The organism is Photorhabdus stackebrandtii (assembly GCF_011189495.1).
Taxonomy (GTDB): domain Bacteria; phylum Pseudomonadota; class Gammaproteobacteria; order Enterobacterales; family Enterobacteriaceae; genus Photorhabdus; species Photorhabdus khanii.
Window position 1 is genome coordinate 132610 of the sequence record NZ_PUJV01000001.1, and the last position, 24787, is coordinate 157396.

General features: G+C 46.0%; 21 protein-coding genes, 1 tRNA gene and 3 pseudogenes. 13 read left to right on the plus strand and 12 right to left on the minus strand.

All coding sequences use genetic code 11. The features are described 5' to 3' along the window. Positions 1-29 precede the first annotated feature (29 nt). From C5470_RS00625 to pepA, 3 genes are all read right to left on the minus strand, one after another. On the minus strand, positions 30-2927 hold the full coding sequence (locus C5470_RS00625) for a valine--tRNA ligase (RefSeq protein ID WP_166285140.1): 2898 nt from the start codon (positions 2925-2927) through the stop codon (positions 30-32). A 13-nt stretch (positions 2928-2940) separates the two neighbouring features. After that, positions 2941-3390, minus strand: coding sequence for a DNA polymerase III subunit chi (locus C5470_RS00630; protein ID WP_166285142.1), 450 nt, complete (start codon positions 3388-3390; stop codon positions 2941-2943). 63 nt (positions 3391-3453) lie between these two features. Then, positions 3454-4974 (minus strand): leucyl aminopeptidase, encoded by a 1521-nt coding sequence (gene pepA / locus C5470_RS00635; RefSeq protein WP_166285144.1) that lies wholly within the window; start codon positions 4972-4974, stop codon positions 3454-3456. Between the two features lie 291 nt (positions 4975-5265). Between pepA and lptF the strand changes: the two genes are divergently transcribed. Together lptF and lptG are read left to right on the plus strand one after the other, a co-directional pair. Next, complete coding sequence (lptF, locus tag C5470_RS00640) at positions 5266-6366, plus strand: LPS export ABC transporter permease LptF (protein ID WP_166285146.1); 1101 nt, start codon at positions 5266-5268, stop codon at positions 6364-6366. Further along, a complete protein-coding gene (gene lptG / locus C5470_RS00645) occupies positions 6366-7442 on the plus strand; it encodes an LPS export ABC transporter permease LptG (protein ID WP_036844007.1) in 1077 nt (358 codons plus the stop codon). Before lptF ends, lptG begins: the two co-directional genes overlap by 1 nt. A 111-nt stretch (positions 7443-7553) precedes the next feature. Here lptG and ampH read toward each other — a convergent pair whose 3' ends face one another. Continuing rightward, on the minus strand, positions 7554-8771 hold the full coding sequence (gene ampH / locus C5470_RS00650; RefSeq protein ID WP_166285148.1) for a D-alanyl-D-alanine-carboxypeptidase/endopeptidase AmpH: 1218 nt from the start codon (positions 8769-8771) through the stop codon (positions 7554-7556). Positions 8772-9269: 498 nt separating this feature from the next. Here ampH and C5470_RS00655 point away from each other — a divergent pair. Beyond that, positions 9270-9354 (plus strand) — tRNA-Leu (locus C5470_RS00655). Between the two features lie 165 nt (positions 9355-9519). After that, the gene (locus tag C5470_RS00660) at positions 9520-10773 is read left to right on the plus strand and encodes a tyrosine-type recombinase/integrase (protein WP_166285150.1); all 1254 of its coding nucleotides are present in this window, start codon (positions 9520-9522) and stop codon (positions 10771-10773) included. A 138-nt stretch (positions 10774-10911) separates the two neighbouring features. Here the strand turns inward: C5470_RS00660 and C5470_RS00665 are convergent, their stop codons facing one another. The 8 genes and pseudogenes from C5470_RS00665 to C5470_RS00695 form a co-directional block, all read right to left on the minus strand. Next, positions 10912-11121 carry a helix-turn-helix domain-containing protein gene (locus C5470_RS00665; protein ID WP_036844002.1) on the minus strand — a complete coding sequence of 70 codons (210 nt, stop codon included), beginning with the start codon at positions 11119-11121 and terminating at the stop codon, positions 10912-10914. A 456-nt stretch (positions 11122-11577) separates the two neighbouring features. Beyond that, positions 11578-12660 (minus strand): helicase RepA family protein, encoded by a 1083-nt coding sequence (locus C5470_RS23355; protein ID WP_339915803.1) that lies wholly within the window; start codon positions 12658-12660, stop codon positions 11578-11580. A 51-nt stretch (positions 12661-12711) separates the two neighbouring features. After that, a pseudogene (locus C5470_RS23360) lies at positions 12712-13608 on the minus strand (primase-helicase zinc-binding domain-containing protein); the annotation flags it as partial. Further along, the gene (locus tag C5470_RS00675) at positions 13589-14212 is read right to left on the minus strand and encodes an ash family protein (protein WP_051477210.1); all 624 of its coding nucleotides are present in this window, start codon (positions 14210-14212) and stop codon (positions 13589-13591) included. The gene C5470_RS00675 and the pseudogene C5470_RS23360, both read right to left, overlap by 20 nt. Continuing rightward, a complete protein-coding gene (locus C5470_RS00680) occupies positions 14209-14409 on the minus strand; it encodes a helix-turn-helix transcriptional regulator (RefSeq protein ID WP_036843996.1) in 201 nt (66 codons plus the stop codon). The genes C5470_RS00675 and C5470_RS00680 overlap by 4 nt, the downstream gene beginning before the upstream one ends. A gap of 3 nt (positions 14410-14412) precedes the next feature. Further along, positions 14413-15291: an integrase domain-containing protein gene (locus tag C5470_RS00685; protein ID WP_166285154.1), complete on the minus strand. Its 879-nt coding sequence runs from the start codon at positions 15289-15291 to the stop codon at positions 14413-14415. A gap of 15 nt (positions 15292-15306) precedes the next feature. After that, on the minus strand, positions 15307-15501 hold the full coding sequence (locus C5470_RS00690; RefSeq protein WP_131601430.1) for a hypothetical protein: 195 nt from the start codon (positions 15499-15501) through the stop codon (positions 15307-15309). A 61-nt stretch (positions 15502-15562) separates the two neighbouring features. After that, positions 15563-16813 (minus strand): annotated as a pseudogene (locus C5470_RS00695) (IS1182 family transposase); the annotation flags it as partial. 143 nt (positions 16814-16956) lie between these two features. Here C5470_RS00695 and C5470_RS00700 point away from each other — a divergent pair. The 9 genes and pseudogenes from C5470_RS00700 (at position 16957) to dptF (ending at position 24787) form a co-directional block, all read left to right on the plus strand. Further along, entirely contained in the window at positions 16957-17778 is an 822-nt protein-coding gene (locus C5470_RS00700; RefSeq protein ID WP_166285156.1) for a DUF932 domain-containing protein, read from the plus strand. Positions 17779-17843: 65 nt separating this feature from the next. Continuing rightward, on the plus strand, positions 17844-18314 hold the full coding sequence (gene radC, locus C5470_RS00705; protein ID WP_036843990.1) for a RadC family protein: 471 nt from the start codon (positions 17844-17846) through the stop codon (positions 18312-18314). A 12-nt stretch (positions 18315-18326) separates the two neighbouring features. Beyond that, complete coding sequence (locus C5470_RS00710) at positions 18327-18662, plus strand: type IV toxin-antitoxin system YeeU family antitoxin (RefSeq protein WP_036843989.1); 336 nt, start codon at positions 18327-18329, stop codon at positions 18660-18662. Between the two features lie 36 nt (positions 18663-18698). Beyond that, positions 18699-19019 carry a TA system toxin CbtA family protein gene (locus C5470_RS00715; protein WP_036843986.1) on the plus strand — a complete coding sequence of 107 codons (321 nt, stop codon included), beginning with the start codon at positions 18699-18701 and terminating at the stop codon, positions 19017-19019. 113 nt (positions 19020-19132) lie between these two features. Then, the gene (locus tag C5470_RS00720; RefSeq protein WP_166285158.1) at positions 19133-19966 is read left to right on the plus strand and encodes a DUF4942 domain-containing protein; all 834 of its coding nucleotides are present in this window, start codon (positions 19133-19135) and stop codon (positions 19964-19966) included. Between the two features lie 74 nt (positions 19967-20040). Next, positions 20041-20436, plus strand: a complete 396-nt coding sequence (locus C5470_RS00725; protein ID WP_036843982.1) for a DUF6088 family protein — start codon at positions 20041-20043, stop codon at positions 20434-20436. Next, on the plus strand, positions 20429-21379 hold the full coding sequence (locus C5470_RS00730; protein WP_036843981.1) for a nucleotidyl transferase AbiEii/AbiGii toxin family protein: 951 nt from the start codon (positions 20429-20431) through the stop codon (positions 21377-21379). Before C5470_RS00725 ends, C5470_RS00730 begins: the two co-directional genes overlap by 8 nt. Before the next feature lie 361 nt (positions 21380-21740). Further along, positions 21741-22999 (plus strand): annotated as a pseudogene (locus C5470_RS00735) (tyrosine-type recombinase/integrase). A gap of 138 nt (positions 23000-23137) precedes the next feature. Further along, positions 23138-24787, plus strand: a complete 1650-nt coding sequence (gene dptF, locus C5470_RS00740) for a DNA phosphorothioation-dependent restriction protein DptF (RefSeq protein WP_166285160.1) — start codon at positions 23138-23140, stop codon at positions 24785-24787.

A 24787-nucleotide genomic window follows, 5' to 3' on the forward strand; every position in this document is an offset into this window, starting at 1 on the left:
CTTTGATGAAAATTTACTTGTTGAGAATATTATAGCGCAGCAATGGTTTCCTTCTGAGCTAACAGCTTCTCTTTTGATGCATTACAGGTTGCCAGGCGTTCACGCTCTTTAGTGACAACGGCTTCGGGCGCACGGCTGACAAAGCCTTCATTCGACAGTTTACCTTCAATGCTGCCAATCTCTTTATCCAGCTTCTCAATCTCTTTATCCAAACGGCTCAACTCGGCTTGTTTATCGACTAAGCCCGCCATTGGGATTAACACCTCTGCACCATTAATCAGCTTGGTTACAGAGACCGGAGCTTCTTCACCAGCAGGCAGCAGAGTGACAGCAGAAAGGCGGCCCATTGCCTGAATAAAATTCAGGTTTTCCGCTACACGACGTTGCGCGCCTGCATCAGCATTACGTAGCAGAACTTCTAGCGGCTTACCTGGTGCGATGTTCATTTCAGCACGAATATTGCGTACCGCAATAATCGCTTCTTTAATCCATTCCAGATCGATTAGCGCGAGTTCATCTGCTTTCGCCTGATCAAATTCTGGGAACGGTTGCAGCATAATGGTATCTGCTTCAATCCCCTTAACCACTTTCACCCGCTGCCAAATGGTTTCGGTGATAAATGGAATAATAGGATGAGCCAGACGCAATAACCCTTCCAGAACTTCAATCAATGTATGGCGGGTACCACGAACTTCTGCTTCTGAACCTTTGTTGATCGCCGGTTTAGACAGCTCCAGATACCAGTCACAGAACTGATTCCAGGTGAATTCATAAAGAATATTGGCAGCCATATCAAAACGATAGGTATCCAGTGCTTCACGATAAGCTTTTACTGTCTGGTTAAATTCAGCCAGGATCCAGCGATCAGCCAGTGACAGCGCCATTTCGCCGCCATTTTGGCCGCAATCCTGACCTTCCGTATTCATTAGAACAAAACGGCTGGCGTTCCACAGTTTGTTACAGAAATTACGATAACCTTGCAGACGCTTCATATCCCAGTTGATATCACGGCCCGTAGAGGCCAATGCCGCCAGTGTAAAGCGCAGGGCATCGGTACCGTGAGATTCAATACCCGCCGGGAATTGCTTCTCTGTACGCTTGCGGATTTTTTCAGCCAATTGTGGCTGCATCATATTGCCGGTACGTTTTTCCAGCAGATCTTCCAGAGAAATACCGTCAACCATATCCAGCGGGTCAATGACATTTCCTTTGGATTTGGACATCTTTTGGCCTTCGTCATCCCGGATAAGACCGGTCATGTAGACGGTCTTAAATGGAACCTGAGGTTTGCCATTTTCATCTTTGATGAAATGCATGGTCATCATGATCATACGGGCAATCCAAAAGAAAATGATGTCAAAGCCACTCACCAACACGTCCGTTGGATGGAAAGTTTTCAGTGCTTCAGTTTGTTCTGGCCAGCCAAGAGTAGAAAAAGTCCACAGACCGGAAGAGAACCAAGTATCCAGGACATCTTCATCTTGGTTTAGGGCGATATCTGCACCCAGATTATTTTCACGACGAACTTCTTCTTCGTTGCGGCCTACATAGACATTACCTTCAGCGTCATACCACGCCGGGATACGGTGGCCCCACCACAATTGACGGGAGATACACCAGTCTTGAATATCGCGCATCCAGGAGTAATACATATTTTCATACTGCTTAGGTACGAACTGGATATCGCCATTTTCAACGGCTTCGATAGCCACTTTCGCCAGAGGCGCTGTACGGACATACCATTGATCAGTCAGCATTGGCTCAATAACCACACCACCACGATCGCCATAAGGAACGGTCAGATCATGAGCTTTGATTTCGGCCAGCAGACCCAGTTTTTCAAACTCAGCAACCATCGCTTTACGGGCGGCAAAACGCTCCATGCCTTGGTATTCAGCCGGAATATCAGAACAGTAGGCATCAGAAATCTCGCCATTGGTATCGAAAACTTCTGCTTCATTACAGATATTGCCATCAAGTGTCATGATATTGATCATTGGCAGAGCATGGCGTTTACCTACTTCATAGTCATTGAAGTCATGGGCAGGCGTGATTTTCACGCAACCGGTGCCTTTTTCCATATCCGCGTGTTCATCACCGACAATAGGAATGCGGCGGTTAACTAATGGCAGAATGATCTGTTTGCCGATTAAATCCTTATAACGCGGATCTTCCGGGTTAACTGCTACACCGGTATCGCCCAGCATAGTTTCAGGCCGGGTAGTTGCAACGATCAGGTAATCTTTACCTTCTGCGGTTGTTACGCCGTCAGCCAGCGGATAACGCAGATGCCACATAGAACCTTTAATTTCCCGGTTCTCAACTTCCAGATCAGAAATTGCAGTGTGCAGTTTCGGGTCCCAGTTAACCAGACGTTTGCCCCGGTAAATCAGGTTTTCTTTATATAAACGGACAAAAGCTTCTTTTACGGCGTTGGACAGACCTTCATCCATGGTAAAACGTTCACGCTCCCAGTCAACAGAGTTACCCAAACGGCGCATCTGATTGGTAATCGTGCCGCCAGACTCTGCTTTCCACTGCCAGATTTTATCGATAAAAGCATCGCGGCCATAATCGTGACGGGTTTTGCCTTCTTCTGCTGCGATCTTACGTTCAACTACCATTTGAGTAGCAATACCTGCATGGTCAGTACCGGATTGCCATAAGGTGTTTTTACCCTGCATCCGCTGATAACGGATCATCGTATCCATAATAGTTTGCTGGAACGCATGGCCCATATGCAGACTGCCAGTCACATTTGGTGGCGGGATAACAATACAGAAGCTTTCGCGGCTGGTGTCACCATTAGGTTTGAAATAACCACTTTTCTCCCAATGGGTATAAAGAGGCTGCTCAATTTCTTTAGGATTGTAAGTTTTATCGAGAGATGGCTCGGATTGCGTTTGGTTAGCGGGTGTTTTTTCCATTTTATCTTGATACTTAGTCTGTTGGCGGCGTTGCCATGGTCAAATTAAAGCCGACGCTGCGATATGTTTTATATCGTTCACGCGCCAACTGTTTCAAATTTTCATCTATAGGAACGAAGTCTATCACTTCATGGAAAGCGGTGGCAAAGTCTGCAAAGTGCGGTAACAGATTTATCAGGATATCACGGGGGGCATTTCCCCGTTTTTGTGGCCAACATAACTCAACCGGTGCGCCGTATCTTGGCCCTTCACCCGCGAGGTTATGCGGGACGAACTGATGAGGTTCCCGTTGCCATAAAGCTTCATCTAACTTTTCTGCCTGTTGTTGATCTTCACAGGCAATCAGCACCCGCTTTCCTGCTCGCCATTGGTCAGCCGCAAATTGACATGCCAGCCATTCATGAGCCTGCAAATCCTCTTGAGGTGATGGCTGTTCCAGTAAATAAAACGTGGCACTTTTCATTAATGTCTCTGTTACGAAAAAAGGGCATTGTAAATGCCCTTTTAATAAGCGGGGGAGATCAAATCAATCGTCGTTATTGATACCGGCATTGCCTGCACGATTTAACAGGAATTGCGACAGTAATGCAACTGGGCGGCCTGTTGCGCCTTTTGTTTTACCTGAACGCCATGCAGTACCGGCGATATCCAGATGTGCCCAGTGATATTTTGTGGCGAAGCGGGACAAGAAGCAGGCTGCGGTAATTGCGCCACCCCCACTGCCACCGGTATTTGCCAGATCAGCGAAATTAGAATCGATTTGCTCAAAAAACTCATCGGTCATTGGCAGGCGCCATGCGCGATCACCTGATTGTTCAGAAGCATTTAGTAGCTCATGAGCCAGTGGATTATGGTTGGATAGCAATCCACTGTAATGATTACCAAGGGCAGTGATGCAAGCACCAGTCAGCGTGGCGATATCAATGACTAGTTCCGGATCAAAACGTTCAACGTAAGTTAACGTGTCACACAGAACCAATCGGCCTTCCGCATCAGTATTGAGTACTTCGACAGTCTGACCAGATAGGGTGGTTAAAATATCTCCTGGGCGGTAAGCTCGGCCCCCGGGCATATTCTCACAGCCTGCCATGACACCGATAACATTGAGTGGTAGTTGCAGCTCAGAAACCACACGCATAACACCATAAACTGTTGCCGCACCACACATATCGTATTTCATCTCATCCATGCTACCCGCAGGTTTGATTGAAATACCACCAGAGTCAAAAGTCAGGCCCTTGCCAACCAGGATAATGGGTTTGGCATTTTTATCAGGACTGCCTTTATATTCCATGACTGACATGAGAGATTCATTCTGAGAACCCTGACCAACAGCCAAATAGGCGTTCATTCCCAGCTCTTTCATCTGCTCTTCACCAATGACTTTGGTTGTAATATGACTATTGGTAGAATCTGCGAGTTGGCGTGCCTGAGAGGCCAGGTAAGCTGCGTTACAGATATTTGGCGGCATATTGCTAAGATCTTTGGTCGCTTTGATACCGGCAGCAATAGCAAGGCCGTGTTGGATCGCACGTTCACCACTAGTCAGCTCCCGGCGAGTCGGAACATTGAAGACCATTTTACGCAGTGGGCGGCGTAACTCATTTTTATTACTTTTAAGCTGGTCGAAAACATAGAGAGACTCTTTGGCTGTTTCTACCGCTTGGCGCACTTTCCAGTAATTATTGCGGCCTTTAACATGCAACTCTGTTAAGAAGCAGACTGCTTCCATTGAACCTGTTTCATTAAGGGTGTTGATCGTTTTGTGGACAATCTGTTTATATTGACGTTCATCTAGTTCTCGTTCTTTACCGCAGCCGATGAGCAAAATACGTTCAGATAACACATTGGGAACATGATGCAGCAGCAGAGATTGACCAACTTTGCCTTCCAGTTCACCACGGCGCAGCAAGGCGCTGATATAACCATCACTTATTTTATCGAGCTGTTCGGCAATAGGGGAAAGGCGGCGGGGTTCGAAAACGCCGACAATGATACACGCACTGCGCTGTTTCTCCGGGCTACCGCTTTTTACACTAAATTCCATGCGTTCTCCTGAATCTTAAAGACAAAGACGGACGCTATCGTTAAAATATAGCGTTCCGCATTAATCTACCCCATAGAAAGTTCACTCTTTATGTTAAGCTAAACGCACTACTTAATAATTGTTTAGCTAACTATTTAAGTATGTTCTGATTGGGAACCTAAATAAATATGAAATGCTTCGAGAACATTTTAGCAATAGGGAAGCCAAACTGATGCATATAATAAATAGTAGATATACAATGAAGTTAGCCATTTTCCTGCAAAAAGACAAGTTTTCACAGGCGTAATAAGCGTGATCATCATTAGATATCTGGTACGGGAAACCCTGAAAAGCCAAGTTGCGATACTCTTTATCCTTTTACTGATTTTTTTCTGTCAAAAATTAGTAGAGATTCTGGGTGCAGCAGTGGAAGGAAAAATCCCGGCAAATTTGGTTTTATCCTTGTTAGGACTGGGTGTGCCTGAAATGGCCCAGCTTATTTTACCCCTGAGCCTTTTTCTTGGGGTGTTGATGACTTTCAGCAAACTCTATACTGAAAGTGAAATTACTGTTATGCATGCGTGTGGCTTGGGCAAACGCGTGTTGGTGGTTTCAGCACTTATTCTGGCATTGTTAACTTCCGCGCTGGCGGCGGTGAATGTCATTTGGGCAATGCCGTGGTCCTCAATATATCAGGAACGTGTGCTGGCTGACGCCAGGGCTAACCCAAGCCTGGCGGCGATAATGGAAGGAAGATTCAAACCTTCCAATGACGGTAACTTGGTGCTCTATATTGGCAACGTGCACGGCGACAAATTCGAAAACGTATTTCTTGCCCAGCTTCGTCCGGCTGATGACCAGCGCCCTTCAGTTGTTATCTCGGATGGCGGTCATATGGTGGAACGGCCTGATGGTAAACAGATGGTTGTCCTTAACCACGGTACCCGTTACGAAGGTACTGCAATGCTGCGGGATTTCAGAATTACCGAGTTCAATGATTATCAAGCGGTTATTGGGCATCAGGCTTCGGCTGTAGATGGTGATAAAATTGAACAAAAGTCCATGACTCAGTTATGGCAAAATGATGATAAAGATTCCCGTGCTGAGTTCCATTGGCGCTTGACCTTGGTGCTCTCGGTATTGATTATGACCATGATGGTTGTACCGTTAAGTGCGGTGAACCCACGTCAGGGCCGGGTACTCAGTATGTTGCCTGCAATGCTGCTTTACCTAATCTTCTTCTTACTGCAAAGCTCCCTGCGTTCTAACGGTAGCAAGGGCAAATTGGATCCGATGATCTGGATGTGGGCGGTTAACGGGGCTTATCTGATGCTGGCGCTGATTCTCAATATCTGGGATACCGTACCGATGCGCAGGATTCGGGCCCATTTCAAAGGTAGAGGAGTAGCCTGATGTTTGGTGTATTGGATCGTTATATTGGGCGGACTATTCTACAAACTATTCTGATGACACTATTTATGCTGGTATCACTCTCCGGCATTATTAAGTTTGTTGACGAATTGAGAAGAGTGGGGAGGGGGGAATATACCACTCTTTCCGCAGGTCTTTATGCTTTGCTGAGTGTGCCGAAAGATATTCAGATATTCTTCCCGATGGCCGCTTTACTTGGGGCCTTATTGGGGCTTGGCACGCTGGCAACCCGCAGCGAGCTGGTGGTTATGCAGGCTTCTGGTTTTACCCGTATGCAGGTTGCTGGCTCAGTCATGAAAACGGCAATTCCGCTGGTGATCCTGACCATGGTTATTGGTGAATGGGTTGCGCCACAAGGTGAACAGATGGCACGTAACTACCGGGCTCAGAAGATATTTGGTGGTTCTTTGGTTTCAACAACCAGAGGTATGTGGGCGAAAGACGGGGCCGATTTTATCTACATCCAGCAGTTAACGAGTGATACAGAGATTAAAGGCGTTAATATCTATCATTTTGATGATGAAAAAAAACTACTCTCTGTAAAGTATGCTGCCAGTGCTATTTACGATGAAGATAGTGACTTGTGGAAGCTTTCTCAAGTGGAAGAATCTGACCTGACAGACAGCAAAAAAATCACGGGATCACAGAGTATCTCTGCTGACTGGAAAACCCGGCTGACACCACAAAAATTGGGTGTTGTCGCACTCGACCCTGACGCGCTTTCCATCAGTGGCTTGTATCAGTACATCAAGTATCTTAAACAGACTGAGCAGGAATCAGGGCGTTATCAACTGAATATGTGGAAAAAGATATTTGCCCCATTTTCAGTTGCGGTAATGATGTTGATGGCGCTTTCCTTCATATTTGGCCCCCTGCGTACCGTACCTATGGGGGTTAGGATAATCACAGGGATCAGTTTTGGCTTTTTGTTTTATGTCCTCAACGAGATCTTTGGCCCACTGAGTTTGGTTTACAGTATGCCGGCAGTTTTGGCAGCGCTGCTACCCAGTTTTCTATTCCTTACTGTGAGTATTTATTTACTGCTTAAGAGACAGTAACTTTTAGAAATTGCGGTGTGGGTGATGGGAATCAGATATTAGAGGAGCCGCAGGGATGGAGAACTAAGCGGGAAACTCCATCCCAGGTATCTTGATTTATAAAACTCAGATTCAAACTTGTTTGTGATTCCTCGACAGTGCAGTTACCAATTGATTAACCCCGGTCGTTACGCGGCTGAACTTACTGCGTTGCTTCCGGGTAATCACCACAAAAACGCCGATATTCTGCTCGGGGATCATTGCCATATACGTATTGAACCCACCGCCACCACCGGTTTTCTGATAAATGCCCGGTACATCACCACGGGCGTTCATGTAAACCCAGCCAAGGCCGACGCCATCTGCCTGACCGGCAACATCCATCCCTTTAATTGAAGCCAGATCGGAACGCTTAAAATAAACTCCCTGTTCGCGGCTGGCGGTCTGCTTACGTAACTGACTGTCTGATGACAAAAACTGCTGCATCCAGCGTTGCATATCTCTTGGCGTTGAATAAATTCCACCACTACCCGCTGCTGCAACAGTGTTAAGGCATGGGCTGGATTTATCACTTTCCATCAGACGGGCGCACTGAGAGCGGCTTGGTGTCAGTGTGGTGTCTTTCATGTAATAAGGGCCGGTGATCTTATCGTGCAACAAGCGGGTATATGGCTTACCTGCGGCCTTAGAGAGCGCATCCGCTAATAAATCGTAAGCCAGATTGGAATAGGATACAGTTGTGCCTGGAGATACATCTAATTGAGCGATTTTCAACCAAGTCCAGCGATTGGCTTGTGTAGGCCAGACAAAAACAGGGCGCGCCCATTGACCTCCAGGTTGTTCACGAGGTAAACCACTGGTATGGCTTGCCAGGTGGAACAACCGGATAGGCTGAAGAGGGCTGTATTGAGGCACTTTCACGCCATAATAGCTGTAATCCTGCAATGGATCGGTGGAACGCAGAATCTTATCCTCTTCCAGCTTGATCATAATCTCACTGGTCATCAGCTTAGTCAGCGAGGCGATGCGGATAACGGAATCAGGCTTAGGACGGATGCCGTTATCCGGATGGGTTTCACCGAAACTGCGGTAAACTACCTGATTATTATCAATCACCACCATCGCCATGCCTTGGGCATTGCTGCCATTGAAAATATCCTGAGCGTACTGATCAACCAATTGCGAAGCTAACTTTTTAGTTCTCGCGTTTCCTTCAAACACCTCCCATTTCAATGGTTGCTTCTTTGGTTGCAGAAACTTTGGCGAATAGGTTTTATCGGAAGAAGAACAGGCTGCGAGAGCCAACACCATGGCAGAAACAGGGAAGATCTTAAAAAACTGTTTATTCATTTTGAATTAACCAATCAGGCATACTTCCAGTGAACTTACGGACAGGATAGAGATATCAAAATACGGTTACTTATTCTTTTTAAACAGCATCATCAACGCACCAATGACAATGCCCAAAAAGATACCGGCACCAATCCAGCTAATAATCGTCATAACCATTTACCTCATAGTGAATTATCATCCAGATTATATAAGGTGATTATAAGTTGTCTATCGGCGTCAGGTGTTTCAGCCAACTATAGTGATATAAAACTGTTTTAGGTTTTTTTTCGGTTGTGAGCTGGTGTTGAATAGGAAGATTAATTTTAGACTGAAAAGATATTGCTGAGTATGCTTTATACTTGTCTGGGGCTTTTGTGTTTAAAAATTGAGCGTGCATTTACATGGAATAGATAAAAATGATCTTTTTTTCGACGGTTAAACTAAATCAGTAGGATAACTATTGCTAACAGATCACTGACAGGTATAATGGCCCCGTTCTCCGCATACTACTTCAGTGCCGAAGTGGCGAAATCGGTAGACGCAGTTGATTCAAAATCAACCGCCTTCGGGTGTGCCGGTTCGAGTCCGGCCTTCGGCACCATTTGACCTTCCAGAGATGTCCATAATCTTCCATAACTATATGAAAAAACAACAAATTACTTAGTTTTTGAGTCTATAATCGTCCATTCGTATCCGTTGACATCCATGATATTTGGGGGTCAAATTGGGGGTCATTTCTTTTCGATAATGAGTTGACCCCCAAATTATGCCTTTAACAGACATGGAAGCTCGTGCGGCAAAGCCCCGTGAAAAAGAATACAAACTTACCGATGTACAAGGTTTGTATCTTCTCATCAAACCCAATGGCTCAAAACGCTGGTATCTGAAATATCGGTTTGCGGGTAAAGAAAGCCGGATTGCTTTAGGTGCATATCCTCAAGTAACACTGGGGAAAGCTAGAGAGCAACGCGATAGTATCAAGATAATGATCCGTAATGGCATCAATCCCAGTAAAAAAAGAGAAGTAGAAAAACAAGAAGCAATTGCCGAAACCTTAACTTTTGAAAAAGTGGCTAGGGATTGGCACAGTAGCAATAAGCGTTGGTCAACAACGCATTCAGAACGAGTACTGGGTGATCTCCGACGTAATGTTTTCCCTGCGATTGGGAATAAAAGTATTGCAACTTTAGAGGTCAAAGATCTGTTGGCACCTCTCAAAGAGATAGAAAGCAGTGGTCGATTGGAACTCGCTTCCAGACAACAACAAAGGATTACTGCTATTATGTGCTATGCGGTACAAAATGGCTTGATCGCTCGCAATCCTGCTCAAGATCTCAAAGGTGCGTTGGCGACACGCAAATCAACTCATCGTCCTGCTCTTCCTCTTGAAAAATTACCCGATTTTCTTACTCGTCTTGAACACTATAAAGGACGCCACTTAACTATTTTAGCTGTCCGACTGACTCTATATATATTTATTCGTTCCAGTGAACTCCGTTTTGCACGCTGGAGAGAAGTTGATCTGGATAAAGCACTTTGGACAATTCCAGCAGAAAGAGAGCCTATTGATGGTGTTAAACATTCTCATAGAGGTTCGAAGATGCGAACGGTACATCTTGTACCTTTATCCCACCAAGCTCTTGAATTATTAAAACAGATAAAAAAATTATCTGGAGATAATGAGTTAATCTTTCCGGGCGATCATAATCCAAATAAGCCAATGAGTGAGAACACAATAAATGCTGCTTTAAGGACGATGGGTTATGACACTAAAACAGAAGTCTGTGGACATGGTTTTAGAGCAATGGCTTGTAGTGCTTTAGTTGAATCAGGATTATGGTCAAAAGATGCAGTTGAGCGGCAGATGAGCCATCAGGAACGTAACAGTGTACGAGCTGCTTATATTCATAAAGCAGAACATTTGAAAGAACGTAAATTAATGGTTCAGTGGTGGGCTGATTACTTGGATCAATGTAGAAAGGAGTTTATTGATCCCTATGAATTTTCAAATAAGAAATAGGGTTAAAATAACCATATAGAAACACATTAATTTACTGTGTAAAAAGGCCCACTTTGAGTAGTGGGGAATAGATGTTTTGAGTGAGGGATGTTTTTTTAAGAGTTATAAAGTCTCTCTGACCTGGATATTTTAATATTGTTACCTTTTATAACGGGAAGGCCAGATAATTTCAGATGAAATCCCTAACGCATCAGCAATAATTCTTTCTCCTTTAGGCCAGTGGCGTGTCAATGCGTTGGCTAGTGTAGATGAAGCTAGTCCAGCGCTCCTTGATAAAGCAGCTAATGTTATTCCTTTCTTTTTTAGTCCGGCAATAATATCGGCTGGATGCCAATCTTGTTGAATCATATTTTATATTCTCCTGAGTGGCGACATAAAATAATTATCCTTTCATGGATTCTATCTGTAAATAGTTAAAGTTAAAAAATACTATTATTTTACTATTCCCCCGTTTAAATGCCCCCATTCATTACCCATTTCATTCCCTTTAAATAAAGAAAAGACGTTTTTATAATTACAGAACAATGTAAATACTCTATTGAATGTCACTGAATAGGATTGTTTTAGATATTATATTATGAACGGGTTAAATAACTACATGTTCATAGAAAAAATATACCCATGTTTCCCCCGTTTTATCCCCCACGATATATGGATTTTTATTTCCCCCACATTGATATTATTAAAATCGCTTAAGGTCAGACAGAATAAGGGTTTCACGTGCTTCCCCCTTTTAGGTGTACTTAATAAGTGGCAAGTGGGGAGTATTGCCGGATTTCTGACAATATCCCCCACATTTACCATTTATTCCCCCGTATTGGAGTGGCGTTGATTAATGCGGATATCTTCACCCAATACGGTCAATAAGCCATCATTTTCCAGTTTGTCCAGCCAACGGCTGAATTTCTTTGATACATCGATGCCTTTTGCTCGTAAGTCATCCCGTACCTGTGATTTTGTGCAGGAATCGCTTTGGGCTGTTCGGTTACGAACAGATTCCCATAGGGCCAGATGATTGTCTGACAGACGCCGGACATGGGCCAGTGCCACATCACTGGCTGCGGTATCTTGAGGTTGTCTGGGCTGATCTGACAACACCAGAGAGGTAATCTCTTCACCATCTTCATCAATACAAATGCTGACCGGATGCAGGTCGTAAGCGACTTGTGGCGGTTCATCAGCATCTTTCATTTTAGTACAGCTTAATATCAGTGCTTCTTTATCATTTTCACGGCGGATATTAAACTCCGCATCCAGTGCTGCCCGAAAGGCGCTGGAGCCTCTTGCGCCTTTATCTTGGTCTTTGCCGGAATGGTGCACAACAAGTACGGTGGCGTTTGTTTTGGCTTTGATATAGTCGCAGCCCTGAATAAACGCGCCCATATCTTTAGCGGTGTTTTCGTCTGAGCCGCCAAAACAACGGGCGAGGGTGTCCAGTATAATCAGACGAACAGGTAATCCGGTTTCCTGTTCGACATCTTTGGCGGCACAAATCACCTGTTCAGCGCTTTCCGGGTTAGCAGGAAATACTGGGCAGTCTATACGGTAAAGGGCGTCTATCGGGCTGTTATCATTCAGGCTGCTTTCCCATGCCCGGATACGACGAGGAACTCCCAGTCCCCCTTCACCCACCACATAAACCACCGCTCCCCGATTGACTCGTTTACCTGCCCATGCTTTACCTGTGGCAATATGACATGCCCATGACACCGCCAAAAAAGATTTATAAGAACCACTGGGGCCGTAAATACTGGCTAAGGAGTTACTGGGCAAATGGCCTTTAATCAGATAATCCTGATGAGTATCAAATCCTTCAGAACTTCTGCGTAAAGGTAATGATGTGCTGTAAGTCGTCGGAAGACAAGTTACAGGAAGGGGACTGATGATTTTATCTGTCTGATGATAAAAGGCTGTTCGGGTGGCTTCATCACCGTATTGCCTGCGGTAATCATCCCAGTCAGCCTGATAGTCTGTTGGTGGCAGGGCAACCTTTCCCTGTATTGCATTAGCGGCCTGTTCTGCCTTAATTTTTCCGGTGTTCTCTTCATCTGCATTAATATCATTATCCCCCGCGATAATAAAAACACCGTGGGGATGTTGAGCTTTAAGCGTTTTTGCTACATTGAGCAGATTATTAGCGGAAATGGCGGCATAGATTGCACTGTTACGGTTAATAACGGCCAGTGATAAGCCAGTGGCATAACCTTCTGTAATGATAATGTCATCATGAGAATCAGGCTCGCGGACAGCAGCAAAAGCCCCTTTTAACTGACTGCCGGATAATAATCGCTTACTGCCGTCAGGGTGAATCAATTGGGCACCGCAATATTCTCCCGAAATATTAACCAGTGGCAACACCAGTGTATTTTCTGGAAACATCACATTGCCTGTTTTTTGACAGTAAGCCGGCGGGAACAGAAAAACGGGTTCAGCTAAATTTTTGCGGAGCAAATAAGGGCTTGCGCCCTTAATGCACTGATTTAATAATAAACTGACCCGTTCAGCAATCGGCACCTGAATAACAGAAGCTTTTTTTCTGGCTGGCGCTGTTGACGGAAGTTCTGACAACTCAGATATCCACCTTGCCGCTTCAATCAACTGACAGCCTTTAAATTTTGCCAATAAATCCAGTCCATCTCCATGACCGCATTCAGCCCGATTACAAATCCATGTACCATTACCGTCTTTATCATCAAATCGGAACCGGTCTTTCCCTCCGCACATGGGGCAAGGCCCATGACGATGATTGGCAGGCACAACAATGCCCGCCTGAGACAGAATCGCGGGCCAGCGGTGGCGGGATTGCCGGACAATATCAGAAACGAAGGAGGGCATGATTTTCCTCCTCAGTGGTTTCCCCAACCAGCATTTTACTGAGCAGTTCAATGCGTTCCCATAAAATGAAAGCTAGGATTTCCTTAAACGCGAGATTATTTTGCTCAATAATACTATTGATAAGTGCCCGGCAGTGGTCGAGTACTTCTTCTGAGTTTTCAGGGCGGTAATCATGCATAAAACACCCCTGCCAGAGAAAAAGTCTTAGAACGGGAGAATAGTTGACATTGTAGATAAAACAGCCAGTTTTGGGGTGGTAGGTAGAGGTTAAGAGGGGGTATAGCCATAAGGCAGCCTCCATTGTGTGCGAACTATCGCTACCACCAGAGACGCTAACCTCAAGGGTGGCAGCCCAGACAGGGTTAGCGTTACCGGACACAATGGAAACCGGCGCTTCTTTCGAAGCCCCTGCCTGAGCCACCATAGACAACAGGTGTACAAAGGCACCAGCATTGAATAGCCTAAAACAGGCGTCTAATGCTGCCATCATGTTAATCGGAACGCTAACTCCGGCTGCGGATTTTGCCGCAGCGCGTGAACTATACCTCAGTAATTTACTGATTATCAATTTATAATTAAGGTTAAAAGCCTCATTCAGACTCATCCCTGTGTTTCCTTGCGATTGTTGATTTTATTGATAATCCATTCATCAATTTCTTTTTCTACCCATGCAACTGAGCGTGCTCCCAGACTGACAGATTTAGGAAACTCGTCTTGCTGCATCAAATGGTAAATCCATGATTTCTTTAAACCGACTTTTTTCATGACATCCGCCAGACGTATTAAGGTTGTCTCTGCCATTTTTCAATCTTCCTTTTGACTATAAACTCGTTCAACATAACGCCCGCGACCATCACCGTGACCTAAATCCATTGAGACTAAGGCTCTGGCTTCCTGACGAGTAAAACCGCTTTCTTGGTAAAACTTCAATGCATCCTGTGCCCATGCGTAGCGCAAACTGTGCGGGGCATAACAGCCTGTTAATCCCAATTGTGTCGTATGAGCACGCCAGTAGTTCATAGCTTGTTTGAGGTTGGGTTTATCAATCAGTCTGCCGCCGTGTTGTTCTGCAATTTCAATGGCTTTCTCAACGGCTTTTTTCACGGCTTCCACATTCAGTACATGGGTTTGCCTTGGGCGACCACCTTTTGTACCGAAAATTATATGAAGTTTAGGTTCAGGCTGGTTAAGCTGTTTTTGCCAGCTTTTCAGCGAAGCACTACACTGAACGGCTTCCTGAGAACGCAGCCCCATCAAACGAGTAAGCTGGAGAGTGACAGCCAGTCCGGCATCGTATTTTGTTGCTTTCTGATAAACCGCCTGAAAAAGCACATCAGGAATGGCTTGTTTTGTCCCTGCTCGGCTGGCACCACTCAATCCCAATGCCTGATTACTCAGCCGGGGAGAGGTGCTTAACTTGGTCCGACCCGCCAGAAGAAAGATATGGCGAAGTGCCGACATTTCATTTTGCAGGGTACGTTTGGCTATCCCTTGAGACAGTCGGGCATGGATATAACTTTCAATGTGTTTGGTCTTTAAATGGCTGAGGTTTTTCACCTGGATATTCAGCCTTAGCAAAAACTCGCCTAATCGTCCCGCTATCCTAATGCGGTCATGGCAGGTTTTATGACTGCCTCCGGCTTGTCGGGCAAAAGTTTGCATTTCCCTGACTAATCGACTCATATCACCCCTTATTTTTCACCTGATAACATCAAATCTCTGGCGCGCGACAATTCTGACAAAACAGAGGTTATCTGTTTTGCCCTTGAACGATACCTGTGCGCCAGAGTGAGCTCTGTTGAGGTATTGCGGGGCATCGGTTTCAGTACGCTGTACTACCGCCTGTGTGAACAGGTTATCCCCTCTGGCAAAAGCCAGCCTCGATATCGTCAAGCCTTCCTTTTTAATGTTTTTTTAATCTTAATTAGCAGTGACAGAAGCACTGATTTGTTGAACGGGCATAGCGGTGCCCGTGATGCTGCTTCGCATCCGCAAAACTACGCTCTATCGTCTCCTTTCTTCGTTTGTAGAGCTTTTTCCCCCACGGGGTTAATCGGTTTTCTCTGGCCTGCTCTTTACTGGCCTCCCAGACATGGCGGGTTAGCATTTTTCCGCCTTTCGCGTGAGTGCAGGCATCACGCTGCGGACAGCTCTGGCAGATAGTCGCCGGCGCTTGATAATGCCGGTATCCCTGACGGTCGGTTGGGGGTATAAATCAGGTTTTCGCCCTGCGGGCAGACATAGCAATCTTGCTGCCTGTCATAGGTGAAGTGTTTCTTCTGAAAGGTGTTCGGTCCCTTGTTTGGGCGGCGATAACCGATAATGGGCGTAATGCCTAACTGTTCCGTCAGATAACAAACCGGGGCCGTAAAATAGCCCGCATCCAACCCAACCGCAAGGGGATTGAGAGCAAAACGCTCTAACTGACGCGTCAAACGCTTGATAAAAGGCTGGCTGTCGTGGACATTACCTGGTGTGGCGTAGGTATCGGTGATAATACCGACTTGCCCATCCACGGTACGGTGGTCAAGGTAAAAGAACCCCCTGGGTTTGTTGGTCCGGGGCATAAACCCGCTTTCCGGATCGGTGGTACTGACTTTCGTCTTTCTCTGCCGTTCCTTAAGGGCTGGCTTCAGGCTTTTTTTCCGGCTGCCGCCCGGTCTTGAGTGACGGCTTTATCCAGTGTGTCAAAATAGGCGCCGGGGGGAACCGACCGCATGACATTCTCCGATTTATGCGGATTGGCACTGGCTTTCAGGTGGGTGCTGTCGGTATAGAGTACGTGTCTGCCCACAAATCCTTTGGCTATCGCCTGTTCAACAATGTGGTCAAAAATCTGTTGGAAGACCGCAGTATGATTGAAACGGCGGCGGCGGTTCTGGCTCAGGGTTGAGGCATCAGGGACCTTTTCTGTCAGTCCGAGGCGCAGAAACCAGCGGTAAGCCACATTAACCTGAATTTCCTGAACCAGACGGCGTTCACTGGGGACGCCAAACAAGTAGCCGAGTAACATCATTTTAATCAGCATGACCGGATCGATAGCAGGACGGCCATTATTGTGGCAATACAACGGGGCGACTCATTCGCGGATAAATTCGAAATCAATGGCAGCATCGACTTGACGGACCAAATGATTTTTAGGGACCAGCTCGTCAAGCGAGAGCGTTTCTGGTGGGAAAGTCTGGAGAGGGGGTGTTCTTAACATGGTGGCAAGCTCCGTTGAGTGAACGGAACTTAATTAAAACAAAGTGTCGGATAAAAAACCAGCACTTTGTCAATAATCTGGGGCCATGCCTCCTTCGGGAAGCATGGCCTTTTTGTCTTTAATCTCCATATAAGGAATTAGCTATGACTCGATTAGCCAGCCGCTTTGGTGCGGCCAATGTTGTACGTCGTGACCGCCCTCTAACCCGTGATGAACTGGCGCATTACGTGCCAAGTGTCTTCAGCGAGGAGAAACATGAATCACGCAGCGACCGATACACTTACATCCCGACCATTACCCTGCTAGATAATTTGCAGCGAGAAGGCTTCCAGCTGTTCTTTGCCTGCCAGACCCGCGTGTGCGACCAGAGCAAGCGTGAGCACACCAAACACATGCTGCGCCTTCGCCGCGAAGGACAAATCACCGGCAAGCAGGTGCCAGAAATTATTCTACTTAACAGTCACGACGGCTCCAGTTCATACCAGATACTGCCGGGTCTATTCAGATCGGTTTGCCAAAATGGACTGATTTGCGGTGAGAGTTTTGGTGAGGTGCGTGTCCCCCATAAGGGTAACGTGGTGGAGAAAGTCATTGAAGGGGCTTACGAAGTACTGGGGATTTTTGACCGGGTGGAAGAGAAGCGCGATGCTATGCAGTCACTTTTGTTACCTCCACCAGCACAACAAGCAATGGCGAAAGCAGCATTAACCTATCGCTTTGGCGAGGAGCACCAGCCGGTCACTGAATCACAAATCCTTTCCCCGCGCCGCTGGCAGGACGAGAGCAACGATCTGTGGACCACGTACCAGCGCATTCAGGAAAACCTGATTAAAGGTGGACTGTCGGGGCGAACGACCAAAGGTAAACGCGCCCACACACGCGGCGTTAAAGGTATCGACGGTGATGTGAAGCTTAATCGTGCCCTGTGGGTGATGGCCGAGAATACGCTGCAGCTTGCTTCATGAACCTTTTTATAATCCTTCAGGCCCTGCTAATAAACCAGCGGGGCTTTTTGTTTTAAGGAACAATTATGTCTGCATTCAATTTATCCCCGGTATTTCCTGCAAACGAGCAGCGAGTCATCCTTCGAGCGTTGCGACTGTTGGAGAAATACCAGCGTCAGCCGAGTGAGCCATTTACCTCCACCAGTTTCACCAAAACCTGGCTTCAGCTACAGATGGTTCATCAGGAGCGTGAAGTTTTTATCGTGATGTATCTCGACAATCAGCATTGTCTGCTGGAACGAGAAACACTGTTTACCGGCACGCTCAGCCATACCGAAGTGCATCCCCGAGAAGTGGTTAAATTGGCCCTGAAGCACAATGCCGCTGCGGTAATTCTGGCGCACAACCATCCGTCCGGTACGACAGAAATCAGCCAGCAGGATAAACATATCACTCAGCGGATCGTGAAAGCGTTGGCACTGGTGGAAGTGCGTGTGCTGGATCATCTTGTGGTTGGGAACGAAGTAGTTTCTTTTGCTGAGCATGGTTTGCTTTAAACGGAGGTTTTCATGCCATTAATACCACCCCATGAATGGGGACTGCAAAGCGATATCACCCCACGCTTTGGCGCAAGGCTGGTTCAGGAAGGCAACAGGCTACATTACCTGGCTGACAGGGCTGGTTTGACGGGGAGCTTTACCCCGGAGCAACTGCAGAAACTGGATCTGGCTTTCCCTCTGTTTGTAGAACAACTGGAAAATATGCTGCGCTCCGGCGAACTAAATCCACGACAGCAACATCAGGTAGCAGTTCATCTTGCTGAATTCACCTGCATAGCTGATACCCGTGGTAGTTGCGGCTACGTTTACATCGCTATCTATCCTCAGGCTTTAGCCACGCAGTAACACCTTCTCTCTTCTTCTATTATCAGGACTTCACTCATGCAAATTTCAACTGTACCGGCCACGGTGCCGGTTTCGTCACGCCTGTCACCCGTCCAGGTCTGGCAGCAACTGTTAACTTATCTTTTAGAGCAACATTACGCCCTTACACTCAACGACACGCCATTCCATGACGACACGGCCATCCAGGAACATATCGAGGCGGGGATCACGCTTGCTGATGCAGTGAATTTCCTGGTTGAGCGCTATGAACTGGTACGTACTGACCGAAAGGGATTCACCTGTCAGGAACAGACACCGTTCCTGACAGCTACCGATATTCTCAGAGCCCGGCGAGCTACAGGGCTGATGAATACGTAAATTCTTCGAGCCTCATTCCTGTTTTTTACCTCTGAACTCTCCACTCTTTTTATTCATCGCATAATGCGCCTGCCACTCCCGGCAGGCGCATTTACTTTTATGGACGATTAACGATGCAAACAGAACCCGATGTGTTAACGGAACACAGCGAACTCATCCTTTCGACCAGTATGGAACGCATTGTCACTGGTCGCGATTCCGCACTTATGCAGATTAAACAGATCATCGAGCAGCTTGATGCCATTTCACGGTTAACCTCAGAAATCGGCGGTGGTACAGCGCAAGGCTGGGCGATGAAAGCTGGACATCGTTACGACAGTTGGCTGACTAAAAAGGCTGATAAAGCGATGCCTGCTATCACCCGTAATATCGACCGCAGTATCTGGCGCGATTTAATGTTGAAATCTGGCATGATGTCGCTAATGGATGCGCAAGCTCGCGACCAGTGGCATAAGAACCTAGAGGAAGGCGATCTTCCTGCAATCAGCGAGGCGAATATACTCAGTACCTTTGAGCAGTTGCATCTGAACAAAATAGATGTGTTTGAACGCGGCATTATTAATGTTTTCAAAGGGCTGTCATGGGATTATAAAACCAATAGTCCTTTCAGCTTCGGTAAGAAGATTATCATTAACAATCTGGTGACGCATAACCGCTGGGGTTTTAGCCTCAGCTGGGGTTGGCGGCGGGATCAACTGGCAGATCTTGAAAGAATGCTTTTTCTGCTCGATGGTAAACCGATATCTGACAATCGTGGTGATATCTCTATCCGGTTGATGGAGCATATTCGTGATAACCCGGCGAAGGAAGTTTACGAAGATGAGTTCTTCAGCATTCGTTACTATCAAAAGGGCACTGCGCACTTGACCTTCAAACGCCTGGAGTTGGTTGAGAGGATGAACGACATCATTGCTAAACACTACCCGCGAATACTGGCTGCAGGGTAAGTTAAGTGTCGTATGTTTGCTGTTAAAAATGTCGTATGTTTGCTATGATGAAGAAATGACCAAAGGAGGATAGCATGACCACAAAAGCTCGTATTCAGTCACGACTGAAACGCTCAAAGCGTTATGTTTTCACTCGTGACGATTTCAAAGATCTTGCTGGCTACGATCAAATTGGCAGAGCACTGCGTGAACTGGTGAAGGAAGGGCAACTGCTGAAAGTAGGTTATGGCGTCTACACCAAAGCGCGGAAAAATGCGATTACCGGTAAGTTGATGCCTGCTGCTCCCGGAGGTTCTGCTGCGGTAGTGATTGAAGCGTTGGACCGCTTGAAAGTGGATTACCGCCTGGTAGGAGCAACAAGCGCTTATAATAGCGGTAAATCCACTCAAATCCCCGCGTCACTGGAAATCAAAACCTCACCACGTTTTAAGAGAACGTTGTCAGTAGGGAACAGCAAATTAAATGGATGATTTAACAAAGCTATTCCCAGACGTTGCCGATGCTCTGGGCATTGAATCAGTTGCAATTGTAGAGAAAGATTATTACATCGTTGAGTTATTGCGATTGCTCCAGCCTCTGTCTTTTGATACGCATCAACTGGTTTTTGCCGGTGGAACTGCATTGTCAAAAGCGGGGATATCTTTGAACAGGATGTCGGAGGACGTGGACATTAAGCTTGTCCCTGTCGCCGGTTTTTTCCAGCAATATTCCAGGGGGCAGCGTAAAAAAATCCGTAAAGGTGTTATTCAGATCATTATCGAAACGATTGCCGCCTCAGATACGTTTCGCATGGATGAAGAGTACCCAAAGGTTACTCGTGATGAATATCGCTATAATGAAATTCCGGTGCGTTACCCGCAGGAATATGCACAAGCTCCCTGCTTAAGGCCATTTATCAAACTGGAACTAATGGAAACGGATTTGCTTGAGGCTGCGGAAAACCGCGCTATTAGCTCATTGGTAATGGATCTAACAAAGAAAGGCGAAGTAGTAAGGGCTTTTCCCTGTGCAACTATCGCCAGCACGCAGGCTGAAAAGCTGATCTCGATGATGCGCAGAACGGCTGCAAGTATGCGTGATGTGGAACGAGCAGTGGATGAATCATTGGTGCGTCATATCTACGACAATTTTTGTATTGTTAGAGAGAAAGGTGCTGATGTTCCTGTTTTGAAGCACTTCGTGCAGGAATGCATTGAACAGGATATTGAACGTTATGGTGCCCAGTACCCTGAGTTCTGCGAATCACCTGTTGAAGAACTGAAAAGGGGGCTGGAAGAACTCGTGAGCAATCCTGTTTATAAGGAACGCTATCTGCAGTTTGTCACACCAATGGTATTCGGCGAAAGCCACGTTTCCTGGGAAGAGGCCTATGCCTGTTTTCGCCGAACGGCATTAAATGTAGTTGATGCATAGCGACAGAGTTGTGCTCGATTATTAGTATCTTCCCAGGTAATTCTTGCCCCGATTCGAGTCCCAAAATCAACGATTTAATGTGTTGGTATATTATCTAAAAGTTATTTTTTATTGTTTTTAAATCAAAGGATTAATCATTATGTGCGAGTCCGGCCTGCGCACCATCTAGTACGAAATCGACGTTTACTGACGTTTTTTTATGCCTAAAACCCAGTCCCCGTAAGGTTTCTCCCCGGTTTTCATTCAATTTACATCAATCTGAGTTACCCCACATCAACATGCATGTGAGTATAGAAGCGAGTATATATGCTGGTTCGATAACGCTTGTATACTCACGGCAGCATATGGAAGGATTACCATCATGGCCTTGACTGATATCAAGGTGCGTTCTGCAAAACCTAAGCAAAGGAATACTCGTTCGTCGATGGTGATGGCATGTTTTTGCTGATACACCCTAATGGCTCCAAATACTAGCGCTTTCGCTTCCGTTTTGGCGGTAGGCAACACCTGATGGCATTCGGTATTTATCCTGAAACATCGTTGGCAGATGCCAGACAAAAACGAGAAGCCGCAAGGAAGCTTGTTGCAGCGGGTATCGATCCTCGTGAGCATAAGCATGCCGTGAAAGAGGAACAGGCTAAAGAGGTCATCACCTTTGAATCTGTTGCCAGAGATTGGCACGCCGCCAACAAGAAATGGTCGGAAGAGCATAGTCGGCGTGTGCTTAAGAGTCTGGAGGATAATTTCTTTCAGGCAATTGGAAAGCGCAGTATTGAAGAGTTGAAAACTCGCGATCTTCTCGCTCCAATCAAAGTGGTCGAGGCTACGGGCCGCTTCGAAGTGGCTTCACGTTTTCAGCAGCGCACAACCGCTATTATGAGTTATGCGGTGCAGAGTGACTTAATTGACTATAACCCTGTACAAGAAATGGTAGGAGCAGTAGCTTCAAGTAATCATGTCCATCGTCCGGCGCTTGAGCTAAAGCGAATCTCTGGATTACTTCATCGCATTGATGGCTATTCGGGGCGACCTTTGATCCGGTTAGCTGTTGAGCTTACATTGTTGATCTTCATCCGCTCCAGTGAGCTACGATTTGCTCGCTGGTCGGAGATCGATTTTGAAACGGCAATGTGGATCATTCCATCTGAACGTGAACCGTTAGAAGGCATTAAGCATTTTCACCGTGGATCGAAAATGCGTACTCTTCATCTGGTGCCGTTGTCCCGTCGGCATTAGCAATCCTTAAGCAGATTCATAAGTTCAGTGGCGATCGTGAGCTGATTTTTATTGGCGATCATTATTCTCGTAAGCCGATGAGTGAAAACACTGCGAATAAGGCGCTGTGGGTGATGGGCTATGACACGAAAGTTGAGATTTGCGGGCATGGTTTCAGGACGATGGCTTGTAGCTCGTTGATCGAATCGGGGTTGTGGTTGAGGGATACGATAGAGCGGCAGATGAGCCATATATATGGAACGTAACTCCGTGCGGGCGGCTTACATTCATAAGGCAGAGCATCTGGATGAGCGGAGGTTGATGTTGCAGTGGTGGGCTGATTTCTTAGATGCGAATAGGGAGAAGGTGGTGAGTCTGTTTGATTTCGCGAAAATAAATTTCTAATAATAGGTCAGGAGTGAATTCCTGGCTTCCCATCAAAATGGGAGATGCGACATCAACTCAGACATTACAAAGTTAGGTAGAGATAATGTACTCATTTATATAAAATGGTTATTATTTTTCCTTCGAGACCATACGGTTATGAGCGCAATCACATTACGTAAAGCGTTGGGTGTACTTGCTAAGTCCTCTTCATTTTCCGTAACGACGGAGACTGATCGACCAAGGGACGTGTTCGATGAGTTAAAAGAGCAACTCTTTGTTAAACAAGAGATTGAAACCGATTTACAACGTTGCCTGGATATTGCAAAGTCTGGCGAGATCATTTTTTTATGTGGCAGCAGCGGGGATGGTAAGTCCGAAATTTTGACCCGCTGCCAGTCAGTGCTGCGTTATCAGCAGCGATTTAGCTTTCATCTGGACGCCACGCATAGCTTTGCTCCCCGACAGTCAGCCATTGATGCATTGAATGATTTATTTTGTAATCATCACCCGCAATCACGCCCGTTACTCATCGGCATCAACACGGGGATGCTTGCTAATTTTGCCAGAGAAGGGGCTAAGTGCCACAAGGCAATCCGAGCTGCTATTGATTTATTTCTGTCGAAACAGCGAGAAGAGCGTGGCCCTTACCGCAATGAAAATTGTTATTTTTTTGATTTTGAAGACTATCCGAAGTTCCAGTTTGATGAAGATAAACAATATTCCCCCTTTATTAAAGCATTATTAGATAATTTAACTTGCGATGATGATAACAATCTGTTTTACACTATTTTTCGACGTGATGAGGCAACAGGGCATGATTTAAAGACACTTGCTAACTTTAAACTACTCCGTATGCCCGGAGTTCAGAATGTATTAATTACGCAATTATTTAAAGCCAGGCTAATTAAAGACCAATTTGTTACCACGAGAACATTACTGGATTTTTTGCATCATCTGCTGATGGGGCCGGGCTACTTATTTGATAACCTCTTCACCGGCGCAGAGAATGATTTGATTAAAAAGGTCTCTGATTTTGATCCTGCCAGATTGCATACCTATGAACTCGATCAGTTCATTTTGCGATATGAGCTTGGGCTAATAGATCCTAAACTGGATGATTTTTTAGCAACGCTTGAGCAATTACACATTAAATTTGATCGCCAGAATGTTAAGCCGGGGGATGCTGCTTCATTGATTCGACTTTTCTGGTTATTACAACATGAGCCTCTGGGGAATGATTATCACCGGGATTTTTTGGTGTTTTTTAATGAATCACTGTTTGAACGTTACTCACACATCTGGCATTTACATAAAAACTACACAGCAGAATCAGAACAGAAAAAAGCTTTGCATCGATTTTACACTTCCGAGCTTATCGCTGGCATTCAGCGCTATGCGAACCGCAAAGCGCCAGAATTAAGCATGCAAAAGGAAGAGTTCTTTTTAGGCGAATTTGGTGGGGTTAAAATCACAGCTCCGGTGGCGCTGAAACCAGACTGGGACGCAATTTTCAAGAAAAACACGGCTCACCCAACCTGTTTCGATGCTCATTTAAAAGTGGGGCAAAACTCACTGCTGCCCATCCGTATCGGACTTAATCTGTTTGAGCTCTTGAACAAACTAAATAACGGCTATCGCCCGAATAAATACGACAAAAATGCCATTGTGTTACTGGATGAAATTGTCGAGTTGATCGCGGAACAGGCCAAATCCAGCAGTGAAATAAAATTTTATGATAGCGGGCAGCGGGTTTATAGCGCAAGGGCGGATGACGATATGATCACCATTAGCGGTATGGAGGGATAG